Consider the following 26,147-nt stretch of genomic DNA (forward strand, 5'->3'; position numbering starts at 1 on the left):
ATGAAGGTACTTTTTCATTCATTACATGATGTGGAAACCATAGTGAAAGAAGTAATGACCGACTTGTTAAAAGATACGACGAATCCCTTGGATTTCGATAAAAGTTTTGTGGAATTGGGTATCAGCTCGGTATTGTCAGTAGAAATGGTAGAGATGATGAATAGGAAGCTAGGCATTGACTTGGGGATTGAGGTCGTTTTTGATCATGAGAATACCAAGCTGCTAGCCGCGCATATTTTCGAAAAATATCAGCCAGCAAGTCGTACCCAGTCCGATAACGGTTCATCAACGATTGCGAGCAAGATAGGTAAAATCATTGCTCACCTATTGGATACACCTGTGGAAGCCTTGAATTTCGATAAAAGCTTCATCGAGCTCGGCATCCATTCTGTATTAGCGGTCGAATTAATAGAAGCAATCAATGCTGACTTGGGGATCAATCTTGGCGTAGAAGCTATTTTTGATTATACAGAGGTGGGTGAACTGGCGGAATATATCTCTCTGCAATTTGCAACGGAGATAGCAGCAGACGAAAGCCAAATCCTGCCTACTATTTTCGCAAACGAAATTCGTCACTCCGATATCGCGATCATCGGTATAGCTGGCAGATTTGCTGGCTCGGATTCGGTTGAAGAGTTTTGGGAGCATCTTGCATCCGGAGACAGTTGTATTGAGGAAATAACGCGCAGTGGCTGGGAAGCAGATCAATATTACGGCGGTCTTCTCAAGGAAATTGATCAATTTGATGCATCCTTTTTCAATATTACCCCTGATGAAGCAAAAAGTATGGACCCTCAACAACGGTTGTTCCTGCAAGAGTCCTATAAAGCTTTTGAAGATAGCGGATACTCGGCTGAACAGTTATCGGGGAGAAAAGTAGGTGTGTTTGTCGGGGGACGCCAATCAGACTACAAAGAAAAATCCATGTTGGCCGAAGGTGTCTCTTCACAAACGATGCTAGGCAATGAAATGTCGATGCTAGGGGCAAGACTCTCCTATTTTTTCAATCTCAAAGGCCCCAGTCTTGCTGTTGATACAGCTTGTTCCTCTGCTTTGGTAGCCATTCATTTGGCTTGCGACAGTCTTCGCAGGGGAGAAACCGAAATGGCTCTTGCAGGCGGCGTGGCGATTCACAGCTCCCCTGAATTTTATGTGATGTCCTCCCAAATGGGGGTGGTCTCACCGGATGGAACATGCAACACCTTTGATAATGCTGCAAATGGCATGGTGTTTGGAGAAGGCGTTGGAGCGGTCGTACTGAAACCAGTTGCGAAAGCAGTGGAAGATGGCGACCATATTTATGCAATCATCAAAGGCTCAACGGTGAATCAGACAGGAAAGTCAAACGGGATTACCGCACCCAGCATGCTTGCCCAAAAAGAATTGATTGTGGATGCCTATGAAAATGCAGGGGTTGATCCGGAGACGATCAGTTATATCGAAACGCATGGGACTGGAACGCAGCTGGGTGACCCTATTGAAGTGAAGGCGTTAATTGAAGCATTTCGTTCTTTTACGGATAAAGCACAGTTTTGCGCGATTGGGTCACATAAGCCCAACATCGGTCATGCCACGATGACATCGGGACTGGCGAGTCTGTTTAAAGTCGTCATGGCGATGAAATATAAAAAGATCGCTCCGACGATCAGCGTCAAAGAAGTCAATAAACATATCAAATTGAGCGGAAGTCCCTTTTTCATCAATACCGAGCTCATGGAATGGAATACCAGTGATGCCACTCCGCGAAGAGCAGGTGTGAGCGCTCTAGGATCGAACGGAACCAATTGTCATCTGATTCTGGAAGAAGCGCCGACGGTACAGCCGCAATCAAGCAATCAGCAAGCAGGAGCTTATTACTTGTTCCCGTTTTCAGCGAAGAGCGAGACAGCTCTCACGCAAAAACTGGATGAAATGTCCCGGTGGTTAGCAAAAGAAGCGGGACGTTTTCACGAACAAGATATTTCCTATACCTTATTAACAGGAAGAAGTCATTTTTCGCACCGTTGCATGTTTATTGCCAAGGACGCAGAGGAATTACGGCAAAAAATCACGGAAGTAAAAGAAACGGGAACAGCTGCTGATTATTTTGTCCAGGATGAAACGGATTCTGTGCGGCTAGATGCGAGCTTGAAAGAGTTCGGAGAAAAATTGATGGCTGAAGTAGCAGAGAACCGTTCGCTAACCAACCAGTCAAGGAAAGAAAAGCTGTCCACGCTTGCCGATTTATTTGTAAAAGGATACAAGCTGGATTGGGGTTCTTTCTATAACAACGGCAAATACACCCGAGTGCCTTTGCCCGCCTATCCCTTTAGAGGGGAACGCTATTGGCTGCCCAAAACAGAGCGACCGAATCGCTTGCCCAATACCCATCCCGAATTGTGGAAGGAGATGGACGAGCTTCTCGCCAAGCTGTTATGGGCGCAAATGCAGTCGATCGGGTGGTTTACTGCCAAGAGTGTGAATGTCGCCGACCTCAAGGCAAAAACAGGCGTCCCTCCGCGTTATGAAAAATGGATGGAAGAAAGTATAGCGACGTTAACTCGTCACAGCTATCTCGATGGCTATGATGGAGAGCAATGCCTGGTGGTCGATCCGACTTTGATCGAGGTAGACGCGGTCTGGGAAGAATGGGATCGACGTAAGGTGGCATGGCGAGAAGATGCCAATCTGGAAGTGCGGATAAGATTGCTGGAAGCTACGATGAAATCTCTCCCGCACATTGTTACAGGCAAGCGACTTGCTACAGATGTCATGTTTCCGGGCTCGTCAATGGAATTGGTTCAACATATTTATAAAAATAACCCGGTGGCAGATCACTACAATGAAGTGCTCGCGGAAACAGTCGCAACCTATGTGGAAGAACGGGTGAAAAAAGAACACTCTGCAAAAATTCGCATCCTAGAGATTGGTGCGGGGACGGGTGGAACGAGCACCTTTGTTTTTGAAAAGCTGAAGCCTTATCAGGAGTTTATCGAAGAATATTGCTATACGGACATCTCCAAAGCATTTTTGATGTTCGCACAAAAGGAATATGGACCGCATGTTCCGTATCTGACCTATCAAATTTTTAATGTGGAAGCGCCTTTTGCGGAGCAAGGAGTACGAGAGGGCTATTACGATCTGGTGATTGCGGCGAATGTGTTGCATGCCACCAAAGATATTCGCAGAACCTTGCGCCATACCAAAGCGGTTTTACGAGAAAACGGACTGGTTCTTTTAAATGAGATTAGCAGTAATTCCTTGTTCCTTCATCTGACCTTTGGACTTTTGGAGGGATGGTGGCTGTCTGAAGATACAGATGTACGTATTCCTGGTTCTCCTGCCTTAACCCCGGCATGTTGGCAAACGGTACTGGAAAAGGAAGGATTTCACACGATCTCTTTTCCAGCTCGGGAAGCGCATGATCTGGGACAACAGATCGTCATTGGAAAAAGCGATGGCGTCCTTCACCCTGGTGTTCGTGTCGGAGCGACTGTTTCGCCTATCGCGCGCGAGACTGAACAGCAGGCAAAACCAGAAGGAAAAGTCTCTTCGCAGCCAGCGCTGCAATACATTCCAAGCGAGTCTGTGGTGACCGAGCAGACGGTGACGGATTATGTGAAGGATATGATTATTGAAAAACTGGTTACCGCATTGGAAGTCGATGTCGATTCGATCGATGTGGACGAGCCTTTCAGAGATTATGGATTGGATTCGATTCTTGGCGTTCGATTGGTGCAAGAGATCAATCAAGCGTTGGTGATTGAAATTGAGACGACGATTCTTTTTGATTACAGTACGGTAAATCAACTTACAGGTTATATTTTGTCAGAGTACAATGAGGTCATTGCTCGAGCGTTAGGGCAGAAGATCAGCCTATCCGAGCAGAGGGAAGAGTCCGTCTCTGCTATTCAGACCGAGCCATTCATTCAAGCAGCTCCAATGCTTTCAGCGGAAACAGGGAGCATGTCAGAAAAAGCTTCGTATCTCACTGAACCCATTGCCATTATTGGGATGAGCGGTACGTTTGCCTCCGCTGGCAACGCTGACGACTTATGGGAGCACTTGGTGAACGGATCGGATTTACTTACGAAAGTGAGACGCTGGGATTTATCGGCGTACGGCCTGGACGACGCGGAAGGCTATCAATACGGCGGACTTGTTGAAAATATTGATTTGTTTGATCCGCTGTTTTTCAACATATCCGGTCTGGAAGCTGACTATATGGACCCGCAGCAACGCTTCTTTTTGGAGGAATCCTGGAAAGCGTTGGAGGATGCTGGCTATGCGGGTCAAGGGGTGCAAGGAATCCAATGCGGCGTCTACGCAGGATGCGCCAAAGGTGATTACGACCGTCTCGTGGGAGAAAACCCTCCTGCCCAAGCCTTTTGGGGTAATATGGAGTCCATTGTGCCTGCTCGGGTTGCTTATCACCTGGACTTGCAGGGACCTGCCGTTACGATTGATACTGCTTGCTCCAGCTCCTTGGTGGCGATTCATATGGCGAGTCAAGCCTTGCGGACAGGTGAGGTCGACATGGCATTGGCAGGTGGTGTCTTCATTCAATCAACGCCAGGATTCTATTTGTCTGCCAAGCGGGCAGGTATGCTGTCACCGACGGGACGCTGCCATACGTTTGATGAGCGGGCTGATGGTTTTGCAACGGGGGAAGGCGCTGGTGTCGTTGTACTGAAACGTCTGTCGGAAGCGATGGCTTGCGGTGACCATATTTACGGTGTCATTCGAGGCTCGGGTATCAATCAGGATGGGACGACGAATGGGATTACTGCGCCGAGTGCGAAATCTCAGGAGCGCTTGGAACGCAAAGTCTACGATACATTTGACATCAATCCTGAGCAAATTACGATGGTCGAGGCTCATGGAACAGGAACCAAGCTGGGAGATCCGATTGAGTATCAAGCGCTCACTCGCGCTTTTCGGGCCTATACGGATAAAGAAGAATTTTGTGCGATTGGATCGATCAAGACGAATATTGGTCATACACAGATCGCAGCAGGCGTTGCAGGGGTCATCAAAATCCTTTTGTCATTGAAACACAAACAAATCGCACCATCCCTGCATTTTGAAACAGGGAACGCAAACATTACGTTTGATGGCAGCCCGTTTTATGTCAATACAAGCCTGAAGGAATGGTCGGTAGAGTCTCAAGCCAAACGTTGTGCGGCGATCAGTTCCTTTGGAGCCAGCGGTACAAATGCGCATATGGTAATCGAAGAGGCGCCTCAAATAGAGCGGATTCATGCGAAAAGGCCGGGCTATTTGCTTGTGCTGTCGGCGCGCACTTTTGAGCAGCTACGCCAGCAGGTTGTCCAATTGCTTTCCTTTTGTGAAAAAGCATCGGAGACGGATTGTGGAAATATCAGCTATACGCTGCTAGTAGGAAGAAAGCATTTCCATCACCGCTTTTCTTGCATTGCTCAAAATACCGCTGAGCTAGTCCAGCTTTTGAAAAAGTGGTTGGAAACAGGAAGAGCATCTCAGGTTTTTGTTTCCGAATTAAATGAAAAAGATCATCGTGAACAAACCGCCTTGAAACGTTATGGAAATCAAAGCATCGAGAATCTGCATGTGGCGAGTCAGGCGAGCGAATATTTGGAGCAGCTATCTGTGATCGCGGAATTGTTTGTGCAGGGATATAGATTAGACTATGACAAGCTGTTTGCGAACGATCAGTATTCTCGTATTCCACTTCCTACGTATCCTTTTGCCAAGGAACGGCATTGGGTACTGGAGAATGAAGCAAAAGCAAATGCAAGGGGAGTGGCAACTACCATCACAGCGTCCGTGATCCATCCCATGCTGCATCAGAACACTTCTACTTTCTCCGAGCAACGGTTTAGCTCCACCTTCACGGGAGAAGAGTTTTTCTTGGCAGATCACGTAGTCAAAGGGCAGCGGGTGTTGCCGGGAGTTGCCTATCTGGAGATGGCAAGAAGCGCGATGGAGCACGCAATAGGAGAAAATATCCATGGGGACACGGCGATTAAACTACACAATGTCGTATGGGCTCGTCCAATCGTTGTAGGCAATCAGCCTGTTCGGGTACATACGGGACTCGTACTCGAAGAAGACGGTGAGGTATCCTACCAAATTTATAGCGAGCCAGAGGGCAGTGATGCCGAGATCGTGGTACACAGTCAAGGAAATGCTGTGCTTGCTCCTCGCTCGGAGTTGCGCCTGCTTGATTTGCCCGTTTTGCAAGAGCAGTGCGGCGAGCAGGTGATTTCATCCGAGGAATTCTATGAGTTCTTCAGAGCGATTCAAATTGATTATGGACGCGGACATAAAGGAATAGACAAGGTATATGTCGGGCGTGGACAAGTCTTGGCAAAGCTGGTTTTACCGTTATCGGTCACCGGGTCAGAGGAGCAGTTTGTTTTGCATCCAAGTTTGATGGATTCAGCTTTGCAGGCGTCTGTAGAGTTGACGCTCTCTTCCCGCCACGTGATGTCGTCCGACAGTATGGCAAAACGCAAGCCAGTGATGCCTTTTGCCCTGGAGGAGATTGAAATCATCAGCCCGTGTACAACCGAGATGTGGGCATACGTGCGCTACAGTGACGGCAGCCAAGCAGGGGATAAGGTAGAAAAATATGATATAGACCTATGTGACGACAGTGGAGCGATTTGTGTACGGATGAAGGGATTCACATCCCGGGTACTGGAAAGAGAGATCCAAACCGATCTTACAGCAATAAAGGCGCCGGTTGAACCCTCCAGCGAATCGCTGATGGGAACCATGCTGCTCAGCCCTGTTTGGGAAGAGGTTGTAGTGAACCGTGGTTCGGAAACGCCATTTGCAACTGATCGTATTCTGATTGTTTGTGCGGATGACGAGAACCGAAGCCTTGTTCAACAACGCTATCCTCAGGCAGCTGTTATGGAGATTACGCCCGCAGAAAGTATAGATGAATTAGCGATAAAGCTGGAGCAGGTTGGTTCGATTGATCATATCATCTGGATTGCTCCATGGATTGATTTGGAGTACCTGGCAGAAGAGGCCCTGATCATCGAGCAGGAGCGCGGTGTATTTCATGTGTTTCGCTTGCTGAAAGCGCTGCTCAAGCTGGGCTACGATACCAAGGAGCTAGGATGGAGTCTCGTAACCTTCCAGACGCAACCGATTCATCAAAACGATGTGGTCAACCCTATTCATGCCAGTCTTTACGGATTAGTCGGTTCGATGGCAAAAGAATACACCAACTGGCGTATTCGACTTGTTGATCTGGAAGCGGATCGTGCTTGGCCAATGGAGGAGGTTTTCACACTTCCGCCAGATGCCGAGGGGAATGGAACGGTTTATCGCGGAGGGAAATGGTATCGTCAGGAATTGATTCCACTACGTCAACCGCAATGGGAACAGGCCTCTTACAGGCAGGGTGGTGTCTATGTTGTGATTGGAGGTGCTGGCGGTATTGGCGAAGTCTGGAGCGAATACATGATCAGCACGTATCAAGCGCAAATCATCTGGATAGGACGCCGAGAAAAGAATGCAGAGATCCAAGCCAAAGTGGATCGACTTGCCAAGCTCGGACCTGCTCCTGTCTATATTGCGGCGGACGCCACGAATCGCAAGTCCTTGTATTTTGCTTATGAAGAGATCAAAAAGCGATATAAACAAGTGAACGGAGTCATTCATTCCGCGATTGTCCTGCTAGATAAAAGCCTCGCAAATATGGACGAAGAGCGCTTCCGTGCCGGACTTTCGGCCAAGGTAGATGTTAGCGTGCGGATTGCTCAAGTATTTGATCGGGAGCCGTTGGATTTTGTGATGTTCTTCTCATCGATCAATTCATTTACCAAGTCGCCTGGACAAAGCAATTATGCGTCAGGTTGTACGTTTAAAGATATATTCGCGCACCAGCTTTCGTTGCATAGCCTCAGTGCAGTGAAGGTGATGAATTGGGGATACTGGGCGAACGTAGGCATTGTTGCCACCAAAGATTATCAGGAGAGGATGGCACAGGCAGGACTAGGCTCTATTGAACCTCGTGAAGCAATGACGGCTTTGGAAAGCCTGCTTGCTGGACCGATGAATCAAGTCGCGTTGGTGAAAATCACGAAATCACAGGCCATGCTTACGATAAATCGGGATAAATCCATTTACATCTATCCAGAAAAACTCGTATCCCACATCGAACGTGTAAAGAATGATATGCCCAAACTGGAGTTTTCGTCTCAACGCAGACAATCTGAAATGGAGGCTTATAAATGAATACAATGGATAAGCTTCTCAGTGAACTACTCTATGGTCAATTACAGTCAATCGGGCTGTTCACGGTAAAAAACCAGACAATAGCAGAATGCAAAACCAAATTGCATGACAGGTACGGCAAATGGCTGGAAGAAAGCATAGCCGTTCTCGTGCAACATAAGTATCTTGCGTACGATGGAGAGTCACTCCTCGCAAACGATACCACCCCTATTCATCTCGATTCAGCATGGAAAAAATGGGAGCAAGAAAAAACAGCATGGCTCAACGATCCGAATAGTAAAGCTCAGGTGATTCTCGTAGAGGCGACCATGCGCGTACTGCCAGAGATTTTGTTAGGAAAGATTCCAGCTACAGAGATCATGTTCCCGAATTCCTCGATGGAACTGGTGGAAGGGATCTATAAACACAATGAAGTGGCGGACTACTTTAACGAAGTGCTCGCCAATACGATTGTTACCTATGTGAAGCAGCGTTTGGAGCAAGATGCTTCCGCCCGGATTCGAATTTTGGAAATCGGGGCAGGTACAGGTGGAACCAGTGCGATCGTACTGCCAAGGCTAAAACCCTTTAAGAAGCATATCGAGGAATATTGTTATACCGATATTTCGCAAGCCTTTTTACTTCACGCCGAAAAAGAATATGGAGCCGAAAATCCATATCTCACATATCGGATTTTTAACGTGGAAAAGCCTGTTGAGGAACAGGGGATCGCTGCGGACTCCTATGATCTGGTGATTGCCACAAACGTATTGCATGCGACGAAAAATATTGGTCAAACCTTGCTACACGCCAAAACAACGTTACAGAAAAATGGCTTGCTGATTCTGAATGAGTTAACGAGCAATACCTTGTTTGCTCACTTGACGTTTGGTTTGCTGGATGGCTGGTGGCGCTATGATGATCCAGAATGGCGTATTCCCGGCTGCCCTCTGTTAACAGTGGAAACATGGCAAAAGGTGTTGAAAAAGGCAGGGTATCGATCTGTTTTCTTGCCAGCAGAAGAGCATCTGGATTTATGCCAGCAGATTATTGTGGCAGAAAGCGATGGGGTGATTCGTCGCAGTAGCCAACCGAGGCAGTCGGCGGGAACAGTTGCGTATTCGCCTGCAAAAAAGCAAGCCTCAAATTTGAAGGCGAAGCCACTCAAAAAACAAGTGCCAGTACGCACAACACCAGCGAAAAAGTCAGGTGGAGTCACGAAGGAATGGCTTCGCGAAAAAAGCACGGCTTATATCAAAAAGTTAATTAGCGAAACGCTCAGAATTCCGACCCAACAGATTAAATCATCGGCACCATTAGAGCAATATGGAATTGATTCGATTCTGGTTGTGCAATTGACCAATTCGCTTCGTAAAGATTTTGCGAATATGAGCAGTACGATATTTTTCGAGTATCAGACGATTGATGCCTTGGTAGAGTATCTCATAGAGACGCAAAAGGAAGCGTTGCTCAAGGTAACAGGAGTAGAAGCACAAGAAGCAATTGACGAAGCTTACCCGAACGAGCTAGAGAATGAGGGTATGACCGACTCTGCTTCAACTGCGTACACCAATCTTCCTGTGAGAAAAACGAGACGCTTTTTATCCGTTCGCGAACAAGCGAGCAAGGAATCCATTACGCATTCATCTGTAGTGCGGGATGTGGCGATCATCGGACTTTCCGGGCGTTATCCCCAGGCGAAAAATGTGGATGAATTCTGGAATCGTTTAAAAGAGGGGAAAAACTGCATTTCTGAAATTCCTAAGGATCGCTGGGATTGGAAGAGCTATTTTGACGAAGAAAAAGGCAAACAGGATTCGATGTATACAAAATGGGGCGGATTTATCGAGGATATGGATAAATTCGATCCCTTATTTTTTCAAATCTCTCCCAAAGAAGCCGAGGAGATGGACCCGCAAGAACGGTTATTTTTACAAGAAGCCTATGCGAGTATTGAAGACGCTGGATATACGCCTGCAACTCTGTGTGAAAGCAGAAAAGTAGGCGTTTTTGTCGGCGTGATGAATGGCAATTATCCGACGGGAGCCACTTATTGGTCGATCGCGAATCGTCTCTCTTATCTATTAAACTTCCAAGGTCCAAGTGTGGCGGTCGATACCGCTTGCTCCGCTTCTCTTACAGCGATTCATTTCGCCTTGGAAAGCTTGTATAGCGGAACAAGCGAGTGTGCAATCGCAGGGGGAGTCAATCTCATTGTCGATCCTGTCCACTATATGAAATTGTCAGCCTTGACGATGCTCTCTCCTTCGAATCAATGCAAGTCCTTCGGCGATCAGGCGGACGGCTTTGTGGATGGAGAGGGTGTGGGCGCAATCGTCTTGAAGCCTTTGGATAAGGCGATTGCCGATGGCGACCATATTTACGGAGTCATCAAAGGAAGCATGATGAATGCCGGTGGGAAAACGAATGGCTATACCGTCCCGAATCCGCAGGCGCAGGCGCAGTTAGTGGCAGATGCCTTGCAACGTGCCAAGGTACATGCAAGAACGGTCAGTTATCTGGAAGCACACGGAACAGGAACGGAGCTGGGTGACCCGATCGAGGTTGCTGGACTTACTCGCGCCTTTGAAAAAGACACCCAGGACAAACAGTTCTGCGCATTGGGATCGGCGAAGTCGAATATCGGACATTGTGAGAGTGCGGCAGGGATTGCTGGCGTAACGAAAATATTGTTGCAGCTAAAGCACGGGCAATTAGTGCCATCCTTGCATTCCAGCACGCTCAATCCGAATATTGATTTCAGCAAGACTCCGTTTGTGGTTCAGCAAGAGTTGGCGGAATGGAAACGACCGATTGTTGAGATCAATGGCACAACCAATGAATATCCGCGAATTGCAGGGATTTCCTCGTTTGGTGCAGGAGGAAGCAATGCCCATGTGATTATTGAAGAATATATTCCGGAAGAGCAACAGCGATCCAGCTTGAAAATCACACCCCAGAACCCGGCTATTTTTGTTTTATCAGCAAAGAATGCGGAAAGGCTGTATGAAAAAGCACAGCAGTTGTTAGCTTTTATCCAGAAACACGGATTAACCGATGCGCACTTAGCCGACATGGCGTACACACTTCAGGTAGGACGTGTAGCCATGGAAGAGCGTATTGCTGTCGTCGCAGGTTCTGTGAAGGAGTTGCAACAAAAACTAACAGCCTATGTAGAAGGGCAAGAGCATATTGGTGATTTGTACCGTGGTCAGATAAACCGAAATCAGGAAATGCTGGATATTTTGACGTCCGATGATGAATTGGAAGAAACGATTGCGAGATGGATGGAACGCGGTAAATACAGCAAGCTTCTCGACCTGTGGGTGAAGGGCTTATCGATCGATTGGAACAAGCTTTATCAGGAAGAGCAACCGAGACGTATCAGTTTGCCGACGTATCCTTTTGCCAAGGAATCTTATTGGATCGAAGCCAAGTCTCCTGGTAACAGCAGCGCAGGGGTGGGGGCGATTCATCCTTTCTTGCACCAGAATACATCGGATTTCATGGAGCAGCGGTTTAGTTCCACGTTTACGGGACAGGAGTTTTTCCTGAGTGACCATGTCATCAAGGGTCAACGTATCTTGCCAAGTGCGGCTTATCTGGAGATGGCACGAGCAGCCATACAGGTGGCGGCGGGAGGTCTTGATTCAGAGCAAAAAAAGGAAGGACTTCGTTTCAAAAATGTGGTCTGGACGCAACCTTTGGCTGTGGGGTCAGAACCCGTTCAGGCACATATCGAACTCTATCCTGAGGCGAATGGTGAGATTGTTTATGAAATTTACAGTGAGAGCAAGGAAGATCAAAATCAAGCGGCAGAGACTGTACACAGTCAGGGAAGTGCCGTGTTGTGTCCCATTCCGGATATTGCTCCATTCGATCTCACCGCATTGCGGGAACAGTGCAGCCTAGGCACACTCAGCGCTGAGCAATGCTATGAGGTTTTCAAAAAGATGGGAGTCGACTATGGGCCTGCACATCGTGGGATCGAGCAAATTTTGATCGGTCAGGATCAGGTGCTGGCGAAGCTGTCTCTGCCTTCTTCCGTGGCGAAAACTCAAGGAGAATTTGGTCTGCATCCGAGTTTGATCGACGCAGCTCTACAGGCGTCGCTTGGCTTGATGATGGCAACCAGTGATTTTTCGCTCATACTTCCCTTTGCTCTTGAGGAATTGGAGATCGTCGGTGCTTGCTCCGCTTCCATGTGGGCACTCATTCGCTACAGGGAGGGCAGTAAAGCTGGAGATAAAGTGGAGAAGTTTGATATCGACTTGTGCGACGAGAACGGGAATGTCCGGGTGCGGATGAAGGGCTTTTCTACGCGCAAGATCGCAAATGAATCTGTTAAATCAGAAGGAGAAGCGCCAAAAGCTTCCGTTTCTTTTGCAGAGGAGAAGGCCGTAGATTCCACCTCACTGATGGAACAGGCAACCCATTATTTTAAAAAGCTGCTTTCCTCCGTCATCAAATTGCCAGTTGCTAAAATGGAAGCAGACGCCTCGTTGGAAAAATACGGTGTCGACTCCATTGTGGCTATGCAGATGACCAAGGAGTTGGAAAAGCAATTTGGTTCGTTACCCAAAACGCTATTTTTTGAATACCAAACGATAAAAGAGTTAACAGGGTACTTCTTTGAAAACTATCGTGAAAGCTTGATGCGCACACTGGGGATCGGGGAGAATGCGGAAGCCCCTCTCACGCTCGCGCAAGAGCCAGAAGCAACAATTGCGGATGAGAGGACAGTACAGCAGCCAGGGCGTAGGAACAAAAAGCGCAAGTCTCAACGGTTTGCGTCCCTTCGTATGGAAACCCAACGACAAAATGGAGTGTTGGACATTGCCATTATTGGTGTTTCTGGACGCTATCCGCAAGCGTCGAATATACATGATTTTTGGAAAAATCTGCGCGATGGCAAGGATTGTATTACCGAAATCCCAAAAGACCGTTGGGATCACAGTCTCTACTTTGATGAGACGAAGGACAAGATCGGTAAATCGTATTCCAAATGGGGCGGCTTCATAGATGGTGTCGATCAGTTTGATCCGCTGTTCTTCCATATTTCCCCACGGGAAGCAGAGCTGATGGACCCACAGGAGCGGTTATTTTTACAGTGTGTCTATGAAACGATAGAGGATGCAGGGTATACGCGCGAAACGCTGGGCAAGCTCGAAGGCTTAGGGGGGAATGTAGGTGTTTACGTAGGCGTTATGTACGAGGAATACCAGCTCTATGCGTCCGCTGAACAGGCGTTGGGCAGAGCGCTTACGATTGCGGGAAGTCCGGCTTCCATCGCGAACCGCGTCTCCTATTTTTGCAATTTCCACGGTCCGAGCATGGCGGTCGATACGATGTGTTCGTCTTCGTTGACGGGGATTCATTTAGCTTGTCACAGTTTACAGCGCGGCGAATGTGAGGTTGCGATCGCAGGTGGTGTGAATGTTTCTATTCATCCAAACAAATATTTGTATTTGTCGCAGGGCAAGTTCGCCTCCAGCAAAGGACGATGCGAAAGCTTTGGAGAAGGTGGCGACGGATATGTACCTGGCGAAGGAGTCGGAGCCGTATTGCTCAAACCACTGGCAAAAGCAATCGCCGATGGAGACCACATCTATGGCGTGATTAAAGGAAGCGCCATTAATCATGGTGGAAAAACAAACGGCTATACGGTTCCCAATCCTCATTCTCAATCAAGGGTGATTCGCCGAGCTTTTGAAGAAGCAGGCATTCATCCGAGAACGGTCAGCTATATTGAGGCACACGGTACAGGGACTTCATTGGGAGACCCCATTGAAATTGCCGGATTGACGAAGACTTTTCAGGAATACACAAAGGAGAATCAGTTCTGCGCGATTGGTTCGGCCAAGTCAAATATCGGGCATGGTGAGAGTGCGGCAGGGATAGCAGGGTTGACCAAGATATTGCTGCAAATGAAATACAAGAAGCTAGTCCCATCCCTCCATTCCAGCACACTTAACCCAAACATTGATTTCAGCAAGACTCCATTTGTGGTGCAGCAAGAGCTGACGGAATGGAAGCGTCCCGTGATTGAAATCAACGGGGTAACGAGAGAATATCCAAGGATTGCGGGGATATCCTCCTTTGGCGCGGGAGGAGCAAATGCTCATCTCGTAATCGAAGAATACAGGGAAGAGGAACAACGCCCACCAATCAGCATCTCGGCAAAAAATCCAGCAGTCATCGTATTGTCAGCGAAAAATAAAGACCGTCTTCGGGAGCAGGTGCAACGGTTGTTGTCTGCTATTCGGGAGCAAGTGCTGACGGACGACCATCTAGCAGAGATTGCCTACACGCTCCAAGTAGGACGTGAAGCGATGGAAGAGCGGCTCGCTGTGATCGTCAAGTCGATCTCCGAGCTTGAAGCGAAGCTAACGTTTTATTTGGAAGACGAGGATGACAGACAAGACCTGTTCACGGGTCAGGTAAAGCGGAATAAAGAAACGATGGATGTTTTTGCCGCAGATGAGGATTTACAACAGGCAATCGATACATGGATCACTAAAGGGAAATATGCAAAGATTTTGCAGATGTGGGTACAGGGACTGATTTTTGACTGGAACAAGCTCTACGGGGATACGAAGCCTCGTCGAATCAGCTTACCTGCTTATCCTTTTGCAAGAGAGCGCTATTGGCTGCCAAAGGTGGAGTCACAAGCCATTGGTTATATCGGGGCAGGAGCACTGGGTACCCTTCATCCCATGCTGCATGAAAATACATCTACACTTTCGGAACAACGGCACAGCTCGACGTTTACAGGGCAGGAGTTTTTCCTTAGAGATCATGTCGTGAAGGGGCAAAAGGTATTGCCAGGGGTAGCTTATCTGGAGATGGCACGAGTGGCTGTGGATTTGGCAACAGGTGTCCGATCTGATAATCAGTCGGCGATTCAATTGAAAAATATCGTGTGGGCGAAACCCGTTATTGTGGAAGATGCACCGATCCAAGTACACACGGGACTATACCCGGAAGAGAATGGTGAAATCGCTTTTGAAATCTACAGCCAGCCAAGAGAAGCCGAGGAGAATCTAGTAGTACATAGCCAGGGAAGAGCAGTACTACGATCAGCTATGGAGGCGCCAGCGCTCGACCTTTCTGCCATTCAAGCACAGTGCACAGAGAGTAGTTACAGCTTTAGCCAATGCTACGAAACATTTCAAGGGATAGGACTGGCATACGGTCCATCACACCAGGGGATTGAGGAGCTGTTTGTCGGGAAAGAACAAGTGCTGGCGAAGCTGGCCTTGCCTTCTTCTGTTACGGATACAGCAGGAAAATTTGTCCTCCATCCGAGTATAATGGACGCCGCATTACAGGCATCGCTTGGTTTCATGATGGGCACTTCCGACCTTCAGCCATCCCTGCCTTTTGCCTTGGAGCAATTGAACATTTACAGTGCTTCTACAACCGCTGTATGGGCGTTGGTTCGCTACAGTGACGGCAATGCAGTTACGCAAAAAGTACAGAAGCTCGACATTGATTTATGTGATGAGCAAGGCAAGGTTTGTGTAAGTATGAAGGGATTCACAACAAGGATGCTCGAAGGTGAAAAAGCTGCCGGAGTTGCAAAAAGCAAAGGTACAGGTGAAGCAGGCAAAATCACAAGTACGCTGATGTTGCAGCCCGCTTGGATCGAAAAAGCCATTCCTAAGGAAGCCAATGCTCCTGAATATGAACAGCATGTGGTGATGCTTTGCGAACCTGGGAAGATTTCTGGAGAAAGCCTTTCATCTCAGATAAACAGTGCAAGAGTCCTCGTGCTGAAATCCGATCAGCAAGGCATAGCGGAAAGATTCCAAGCGTATGCAGTTCAAGCGTTTGAAGAAATAAAAGCCCTTCTTCAAGCAAAACCAAAGGGGAAGGTGCTGATACAGATTGTGGTTCCTCTCCGATCGGAACAACGGTTGTTCGCTGGATTAGCTGGTCTTTTGAAAACGGCACAGATCGAAAACCCAAAAGTAATCGGACAATTGATCGAAATCGATTCGACAGAAGATTCAGCGGGATTGGCGGAGAAGCTGAAAGCAAACAGCCTTTGCCCTGCAGATTGCCAGATTCGCTATCAGTTAGAGAAAAGATTTATTGCGGGATGGAGTGAAGCTGCGGCCGCACAGCATAAAGCAAGCATGCCGTGGAAAGACAACGGGATATATTTGATCACGGGCGGAGCAGGTGGCTTGGGACTTATTTTTGCCGAAGAAATGGCGGAGCAAGCCCGTGGCATCACCTTGATTTTGACGGGACGCTCTGCGCTGACTGCACAGAAGCAAGCAAAGCTGCGCAAGCTGGGGGACAACGGGGCAAGAATCGAATATCGCCAAGTGGATGTATCGCAGAAACAGGCCGTAGAGGATTTGATCCAAAGCATTCAAACAGAGTTTGGCGATCTTCACGGGATCATTCACGGGGCGGGTGTGACTCGAGACAGCTTTATCCTGAAGAAAACGAAAGAAGAGGTACAAGCCGTTCTCGCGCCAAAGGTTGCGGGACTCCTTCATTTAGACGAAGCAACGAAGGGACTGAATCTGGATTTCTTTGTGCTCTTTTCTTCAGCGGCTGGAAGCTTGGGCAATATGGGCCAAGCAGATTACGCGACGGCCAACGCCTTTATGGATAACTTCTCCGCTTACCGCAACGAACAGATCCAGCAAGGAGAACGGCAGGGTCAGACCCTCTCCATCAATTGGCCTCTGTGGAAAGAGGGCGGAATGCAGGTAGACGCAGAGACAGAAAAGAGATTGTGGGACGACCTGGGCATGGTGGCTATGCGGACGGCTTCGGGTATCGACTGCTTGTATCGGGGGTTAGCTTCTGGACAAGATCAGTTGATGGTCATGGAAGGTGACCGTGTACGGATGAAGCAAAGGCTGATGGGAGCAACGGAAACCTCCGTGATCTCAACAGCTCATTCGGACAGCTTGCAAAGCGAGGTCCAAGCGTCTTTGCTGAAAATGGTCGCTGATTTGCTCAAGGTTGAGAAGGAAGATATAGAAATCCACGCTGAGCTCAATGAATACGGCTTTGACCAGATTAAGCTGACCGAATTTACAAACAAGCTGAATCAAGCCTATGAGCTTGAACTGACTCCCTCTGTATTGGTAGAGTACCCGACGCTTTTTGCTATCTCGCAACACTTGATGGATGCCTACACTGATCGGTTTATCCGACAGTTCCAACGAGCAAAGAGTGCGAGCACCTCCGCAAAAACGGAGAAAGAACAGCCTGTTTCCATTGGGCAACAAGATGTGCTTCGGGCAAAAGTAAGGGAGTATCTGAAAAAGGAAATTTCTGCTGTTATCAAGCTCCCCGCATATAAAATCGATGAGGATGCTTCGTTGGAGAAATACGGAATCGATTCGGTTATGGCGATGCAATTGACCAACCAATTGGAAAAAGCATTCGGATCGCTGTCGAAAACATTACTCTATGAATATCAAAACATAGAGGATTTGACAGACTATCTTTTTGCCCAGCATCGCGACAAAATTATTGGAATCATGGGGGCTGGGAAAGCCGCAGAGACAGGTACAGTAGAAAATGCTTCTCATGTACTGCCTGCTGCTGGCTCCATAACAGACCATCACCATCGTTTCTCACGGTTTGTTACGCGTGAGCAGGCAAATAAACAAGCAACATCTGACCGAGACATTGCCATTATTGGTGTTTCGGGTCGCTATCCGAAGGCTTCCCATATACAAGAGTTCTGGAACAATTTGCGGGAAGGCAAGGATTGCATTACAGAAATTCCGCAAGAACGCTGGGACCACAGCTTGTATTTTGACGGAGATAAAAACAGCCCAGGAAAAGCATACAGCAAATGGGGCGGCTTCATTGACGGTGTCGATCAATTTGATCCGCTGTTCTTCCATATTTCTCCGCGGGAAGCGGAAATGATGGACCCTCAAGAACGTCTTTTCCTGGAAACCGTGTGGAATCTGCTCGAAGAGGCAGGACACACACGAGAAGTATTACAACGTCAATATGAGAATCGAGTAGGCGTCTATGTAGGTGCAATGTATCAGCCCTATCACGCATTTGATACGGATATGGAAAAGGGTTCGATCATTTCTCTGTCTTCCTATCATTCGATTGCCAACCGGGTCTCTTACTTCTTTAATCTGCAAGGTCCAAGCATGGCGATTGATACAGCGTGTTCTTCATCTGCCATTGCCATTTATCATGCCTGCGAGAGCTTGATGAAGGGAGAAAGCTCGCTCGCAATCGCGGGTGGCGTGAATGTATCGATCCATCCCAAGAAATACCTGGGCTTAAGTCAGGCACAAATGATCGGAAGCCACGCGGACAGCAGAAGCTTTGGCGATGGAGACGGATATTTGCCAGCAGAAGGCGTAGGCGCTGTACTATTGAAGCCGTTAGCCAAAGCGATAGAAGATGGAGATTCCATCTTAGCCGTCATCAAATCAGTCGCTACTAATCATGGCGGACGTACCAATGGGTTTTCCGTGCCTAATCCCAACGCACAAGCCCAATTGATCGAAGAAAATTTTGCTAGAGCGGGTATCGACCCACGCACGATCAGTTATGTGGAAGCCGCCGCAAATGGCTCGCTGCTGGGAGATCCGATTGAGTTGAAGGCGTTAACGAATGCTTTTTCAAAGCAGACGGACGATGTCCAGTTTTGTGCGATTGGTTCGGTGAAATCAAATATCGGTCACGCCGAGGCAGCTTCTGGGATTTCCCAGCTGACCAAGGTGATTTTGCAGCTACAGCATCAGGAGTTGGTTCCCTCTATAAAAGCGGAGCCGTTGAACCCGCATGTCCATTTTGCAGAAACGCCTTTTTATCTGCAAAAAGATCGACAAAAGTGGGAGCGACCCGTAGTGAGAATCAATGGGGAAGAACGAGAGGTTCCGCGCAGGGCGACAATCAGTTCGTTTGGAGCAGGAGGGTCAAATGCTCATTTGATTCTCGAAGAATATATTCCACCACAGACAGAGATGAAATCCATTTCATCTGCCGCCTCACCTCAGATCGTGGTTTTCTCGGCAAAAAATGCTGACCGATTGCGTGCTGTTGCCAAGCAGATGCTTGCTTTTGCCCAGCAGCAAGCGTTTTCCTTGGCGGACTTTGCCTATACACTCCAAGTGAAACGAGAAGCCATGGAATGCAGGCTGGCTATGGTGGTTCAGGATCAAGATGAACTGATTCATGGATTACAGGCGTATTTGGAAGCGGTCGAACAAGGCAGCGAGCCAACTGCATCGATTCCTATCTATACAGGGGATCTCGAAGAAGACCTTGCAGGAGTGAGAAATCTTCTTTCAGGCAAGGTAGGAGATACGGTGTTGCAGGTTCTTTTAGCAGAAAATAATCTGGACAAGCTTGCCCTTCATTGGACGCAGGGAGGTAAAATTCCTTGGGAATCCTTGAATCCACAAGAGCGTCGCATGCTATCTCTGCCTACCTATCCTTTTGCCAGAGAACGCTATTGGCTATCCACTTCCGAGGGTGAGCAGCAGCAGCTCGGAACTGAAACGATCAATCAGCCTATGGAAAAAGCGACGTTAGCGATTGATATCAACCCGGACAGCCCAACGGAGGAAAACATCCAGCGGGATATGGCACAATTTCTCTCGCGGGAATTACACCTTTCGGAAGGGCAAATCAAGCCAAACAAATATTTCTTGGACTATGGCATGGATTCGATCATGGTTACCAAGCTGATTCGTCATTTAGAGCAGCGCTGGAACATCAAGATCAGAGGGCGGGAAGTGCTGGAGAATCCGACGATGAAGTCCTTGGCTCATCTACTTGCGATAAAAATAAAAGAGTGGAGTCATAAAGAGATTGCTTCCACTACAGATTTCGAAACATCGTCTCAGGATAGCGGTGAACCGATGGAGAATCTCGCAGTCGATATGCTGCTGCAAAAATTCAAAGATGGCCTGCTAAGCTTGGAAGAGATCGAACAGTTAATCGACAAAGGAGGGATGATATGATGCGACGGGAAATCCTCATGGCTTACAAAGAAGGTAAGCTGTCTGCTGCGGAAGTGCAAGAGAAGCTTCTGGAGCTGGAAACCCCATCGTTTACAAGTCCTCTGTCCGTCGGGCAGCAAGGATTGTGGATGTTGCAAAAAATGTCTCCTACAATGAGTGCTTATAATGTTCCGTTATGCTTTTGCATCCGCCAGAAATGGGACGTAGCCTTATTGAAACAGGCTTGCCACCTTGTAAGTAAACAGCATCCGATTTTACAGAGTTCGATTATGGAAAAGCATGGTGTTCCGTATCTGCTTCAACGACCGGAGCAATCGCTAGCCATTGAGCAGGAGGACATCTCCAGCTTAACGTCTCAGGAAGTATTGCCTTATCTCAGGCAAAAAGTAAAAGAACCCTTTTCATTGGAAAAGGGTTCTTTACTCCGCATTCATCTATTGTCGCGTTCGGAAGAAGAGCATTATGTCCTGATTACAGTCCATCATATGATCTTTGACGGGCATTCCTCCTTGCTATTCCTACAAGATTTGGTCCAAACCTATATCGAGCTGGTTGAAGGAAAACAGTTGAAAGTAACACAAAATTCAACCGTCTACGCTGACTTCGTAAAATGGGAGCAGGACATGATGACAAGCGAGGAGGGTGGGGAACATCGTTCTTACTGGCTGGAGCAATTGTCAGGGACGCTTCCGCAGCTGGAACTCCCTGCCGATCGCCCGCGTTCTTCTGCACCAAGCTTTGAGGGGCAGGTTTTTACGCATGTATTTTCACGAGAATGGAGTCAGGAGGTGAAGCAGCTCTCCAAGCATTACCGTATGAACCCATCTGTTCTCTTGTTAGGGATTTTTAAAGCCTTATTGTATCGCTATACAGGTCAAACAGATGTGATTGTCGGCATGCCGACGATGGGACGTCCAGAAGAGAGATTCGATTCTTTGATCGGTTATTTTGTCAATATGATCCCCATTCGCAGTCAGGTAACGGGGGATAAGTCTTTTTCCCAGTTCATTCGGGAATTGCAGCTTACGCTGATTGACGGGATGGATCACGCTGTCTATCCTTTTCCAGCGATGGTTCGCGAGGCAAATATTCCTCGACTTCATGGAAGTTCACCCGTTTTCGATATCATCTTTACGTACCAAAATTTTCTGCAATCGCAAAACCTGCAGCGATTTTATGATAAATGTCAAAACAAGCTTGCCATCGAATTGATTGAGGGTGTTCATCAAGAAGGGGAGTATGAATTTGAGTTAGAAGTGTTTGAGCAGGAAGCAGAGTTTGTGTTGAATCTGAAATACAATCCGCATGTATTTGATCAAGCAACGATTCAACGGATGGCAGGCCATTATCAGAATATCGCAAACGAAGTCATCAAAAATCCTGACATCGCTTTGGATGAGATATCACTTATCTCTGCTGAAGAACGAAACAAGCTGCTCGTTGAGTGGAATGAGACTGACGCGGCATTCCCACAGGCTTTATGCATCCATGATTTGTTCGAGAAGCGAGTTCAGCAAACGCCAAATGCCGTGGCTGTTGTTTATGAGAACCAGTCATTGACCTACCGTGAACTGGATGAGCGGGTAACCAAGCTGGCGATCTATTTGCAGGCCGAGGGCGCAGGTCCTGAAGCAACAGTGGGAATTTGTGTCGAACGTTCTTTGGAAATGGTCATCGGCATTTTAGGCATTCTGAAAGCTGGCGCAGCTTATGTTCCATTGGACCCAACTTATTCCACAGAGCGGTTGGCATACATGCTGGAAGATAGCAAGAGCATTTTGTTGCTTACCCAGGCTCGCCTTCTGGAACAGTTATCTTCAGCCGCAGGAGAAAATACGAAATGCATCGTGTTAGACAGAGATTGGGAAGAAGTTGAGCAGACAGCCCAGCGACAAAAAACGCTTAACCGGGTAGTAAACCCAACCAATCTCGCTTATGTGATTTATACATCTGGAAGCACAGGGAAACCCAAAGGGGTCATGGTGAGTCATGAAAGTATTATCAACACCCTCTTTTTCCTTGAATCCCGTTATCCGGTTATGGAGAACGATGTTTATCTGCTGAAAACCAACTATGTGTTTGATGTTTCGTTGTCCGAGCTGTTTGGTTGGTTCATCGGTAGAGGGCATCTGGTCATTCTCCCGCCACATGGGGAGAAGTCTCCAGAGATGTTAGCGGAATCGATCATGAAGCATCGGGTGACTCATGTCAATTTTGTTCCAGCGATGCTGAATGTCTTCGTCAACGGTGTTGCAGCGAATCAGCCATTCCTGCAGCATTGTCCGCTAAAATATGTGATGGTTGCAGGCGAGGCCTTTCCAAAAGAGCTGGTGAAAAGGACGGTTGCCACTTTTCAAAAGGCGAAGATCGAAAATATTTACGGACCAACGGAAGCCTCTATTTATGCGGCATGGTTCTCCTGCTCTGAAAATGAACTGGTCAGCAGCAATACACCGATTGGTAGACCTGTCGCAAATACGCAACTCTACATCGTAGATCGCCATATGAATCCCGTGCCGGTCGGTGTATCAGGAGAGCTTTGTATTGCAGGAAAAGGTTTGGCTCGCGGGTATTTGAATCGCCCAGAGCTGACCGCAGAGAAGTTTGTAGATAACCCGTTTACACCGGGAACCAAGTTGTACAAAACAGGTGATTTAACACGTTGGCTCCCTGATGGAACGATTGAGTATTTAGGCCGAATCGATCATCAAGTAAAAATTAGAGGCTTTCGAATTGAATTGGGTGAGATCGAGAGCCAATTAATGGCTCATCCACAGATCCAAAGCGTTGTCGTGTTGGTGAAAGAAGAGGGCGATCACAAACGGTTGGTTGCTTATTATGTTCCGAAAGCAGGTGCCAACCATGAACAGCTTGAGCCCTCAAAATTACGGGAGTATTTGAGAACGAATTTGCCAGAGTATATGCTTCCGGCATTTTTTGTTTCCATGGATAAAATCCCGTTAACTGCTAATGGAAAAGTGGATCGCACAGAGCTGCTGAGTCAAAAGCTGGTAGTTACACAGGCGAAGAAGCAGGGTCTCCCGCAATCTGATATTGAACAAAGGACTTTGAAAATTTGGCAGGATGTCCTGAATGTTGAGGGGATCAGTACAGAAGATGGCTTTTTCGATGTGGGCGGAGACTCGATTCTCGCTACCATGGTTGTTGCCAAAATGACAGAAGAGTTTCAGTGCGATCTAAATGTGACCACTCTGTTTAAGTACGTCAATATTCGAGAGATTAGCGAATATATCGCAGCAAAGAAAGAGAAGGAATTAGATGAGCAAACGGATTTTGTCAATCCGAACCAGGAAACGGCGCATAGCGTAGCACAGGTGGAGGAGACTTATCCTGAATACTATGAGGATAGCATCGCGATTATTGGAATCTCCTGCCACTTCCCGGGAGCGAAAAATCATAGGGAGTTCTGGGAGAATTTACGAAACGGCGTAGAAAGTGTACGTTTCTTTTCTGATGAGGAGATCGATCAATTACATCTGCCTGATGAATACTTACAGAACCCGAACTTTATCCCGGTACAGTCCACCATAGAAGGAAAGGATCATTTCGATCCAGGATTTTTTCACCTATCAGCCAGAGACGCAGAATTTATGGACCCGCAATTTCGACTGTTATTGACCCATTCATGGAAAGCGTTGGAGGATGCAGGGTATACACCGAAGCAGGTACCGCAGACGGGTGTATTTATGTCGGCGAGCAATAGTTATTATCAAGCGCTCTTGCCGCATTTCACCAAGGAATCACCGAATGTCATGAAAGACCCCAATGAATATGTCTCGTGGGTTTTGGCGCAAGGTGGAACGATTCCCACGATGATTTCTCATAAAATGGGGCTAAAGGGGCCGAGCTTTGCCGTCCATTCCAATTGTTCCTCCTCATTGGTTGGCTTGCATCTGGCTTATCGCAGCCTGCAATCGGGAGAATCAAAAGTGGCTTTGGTAGGCGGCGCAACTATTTTCCCTACGACTTATACAGGGTATGTCTATCAAGCTGGATTGAACTTTTCCAGTGATGGTCACTGCAAGACGTTCGACGCGTCGGCAGACGGCATGATCGGTGGAGAAGGAGTCGGCGTGGTTGTTCTCAAAAAAGCTTCCGATGCGATCAAGGACGGCGATCACATATATGCCCTCATGAGAGGAATTCGCATTAACAATGACGGGGCAGATAAAGTCGGCTTTTATGCGCCAAGTATAAAAGGTCAGGCTGAGGTGATTCAGCAAGTATTAGATGACACCAAGGTTCATCCTGAAACGATTAGCTATATCGAAGCGCATGGGACGGGCACTTATTTAGGCGATCCGATAGAATTCGCGGCGCTCAATGAAGTGTATACCCAATACACATCCAATAAACAGTACTGCGGACTTGGCTCGGTGAAAACCAATATTGGCCATCTGGATACAGCCGCAGGGTTAGCAGGCTGCATTAAAGTAGCGCTGAGCTTATACCATAATGAAATTCCTCCGTCGTTAAACTATGAAAAGCCGAATCCGAATATCAATTTGGATCAATCGCCGTTTTATGTCGTTGACACGCTCAAAAAGTGGGAGGATGCGCCTGTTCCCCACAGAGCGGCGTTAAGTTCATTTGGTCTTGGCGGGACGAATGCTCATGCGATTTTTGAACAATGGAAGGTTGAGACAGAAGCTAAGCGTGTCAGCGTGAGTGATGATAACAACCATCGCGTTTATTTCGTGCCATTATCAGCCAAAAACGATGATCGTGTTCAGGCGTATGCCCAGCAGCTCGTTGATTTTCTTAGAGGGAATCAGGAGCGAGTCCATCTAGCAGATTTGGCCTATACTCTCCAAGTAGGAAGAGAAGCAATGGAGAGCAGGGCTATTTTTATTGTCAAAAATACAGCGGAACTCATTCAAAAGCTGAGTGACTTTTTGCATGGAGAGGAACAAATAGCGGGTAGCTTTAGAGGGAACGTAAAACAAGCAAGCCATGAAGTCTCCCGATTGAAAAAGAATGGGACGAATCGTGAGCTGATTACCAAGCTGTTTGCAGAAGGCAAAGGAGAAAAAGCAGCCGAGCTGTGGAGCAAGGGTCTGGATATCGAGTGGGAAGTCCTGTACAACGATGCAAAGCCGCGTCGCATCAGCCTTCCAACCTATCCATTCGCTGAGGAGTCCTATGGGGTTCCTGAGAATGTGTTCAAAGTGTCGGGAGTGGCTAGTGTCCAGATTTCGCCGATCCCTTCAACAACTCCAAAGACAGAAACACTTCTTCTCCAACCGTGCTGGAACGAACAGGAGATCAGTCAAAAAGCTGGTTCACCTGCTTTTGCAGAGCATCTTGTGATCCTTTGTGAATGGGCAGAGGAATTCCAACAGCGTATCGAATCCGAAATGAACGGAGTGCGTTGCCTGGTCTTACAACCACAATCACAGCAGGAAAGTATCGCAGAACGGTTCCAAACCTACACCGTCCACGTATTCACGGAAATCCAGCGAATCCTTGCCAATAAACCAAAGGGAAAAGTCCTGATTCAGCTTGTTGTGCCTGCCAAAGAGGATCAGCAATGCTTCTCCGGTCTCTCTGGTTTGCTGAAAACGGCGCACTTGGAGAATCCCAAGCTGATTGGACAGCTCATTGAAGTGCAAGCAGAGGACAAACCAGCAGAACTGGTCCATAAGCTCCAACAAAACAGCAACGATGAGAAAAGTAAGCACATTCGTTATCAGGATGGCAAGCGATGGGTGAGCGGCTGGACAGAAATGAAAGCTTCTGGGCAAGCGGAGCATGTATGGAAAGATGATGGGGTTTATCTGATTACGGGCGGTGCGGGCGGATTAGGCTTGATTTTTGCCAAGGAAATCACCCAGCAAACGAAGGGAGCGACAGTAATTATCACGGGTCGTTCTTCTTTGGATGAAGAAAACACAGCCTTATGCAATGAATGGAAGGCATTGGGAGCCAATATTCAATATCGTCGGGCTGATATCACAC

General features: G+C 47.7%; 3 protein-coding genes (1 of these 3 only partly in view). All 3 read left to right on the top strand.

Annotated elements, in window-relative coordinates; all coding sequences use genetic code 11:
• Tightly spaced (each overlapping or abutting the next), the 3 genes in view from M3630_RS26095 to M3630_RS26105 form a layout consistent with a single transcriptional unit that may run on beyond the window.
• Positions 1–8,214, top strand: a complete 8,214-nt coding sequence (locus M3630_RS26095; protein ID WP_251254018.1) for an SDR family NAD(P)-dependent oxidoreductase — start codon at positions 1–3, stop codon at positions 8,212–8,214.
• Positions 8,211–20,168 (top strand): SDR family NAD(P)-dependent oxidoreductase, encoded by an 11,958-nt coding sequence (locus M3630_RS26100; protein WP_251254019.1) that lies wholly within the window; start codon positions 8,211–8,213, stop codon positions 20,166–20,168. Before M3630_RS26095 ends, M3630_RS26100 begins: the two co-directional genes overlap by 4 nt.
• A protein-coding gene (locus tag M3630_RS26105; RefSeq protein ID WP_251254020.1) for a non-ribosomal peptide synthetase crosses the window boundary here: on the top strand, positions 20,165–26,147 show its beginning. The gene runs 15,518 nt beyond the window's last position; 5,983 of the gene's 21,501 nt are visible here — the first part of the coding sequence; it begins with the start codon at positions 20,165–20,167; its stop codon lies off the right edge, out of view. Before M3630_RS26100 ends, M3630_RS26105 begins: the two co-directional genes overlap by 4 nt.

Origin of the sequence: Brevibacillus sp. MER 51 (assembly GCF_023714195.1) — a bacterium.
In the GTDB taxonomy this organism is placed as follows: Bacteria; Bacillota; Bacilli; order Brevibacillales; family Brevibacillaceae; genus Brevibacillus.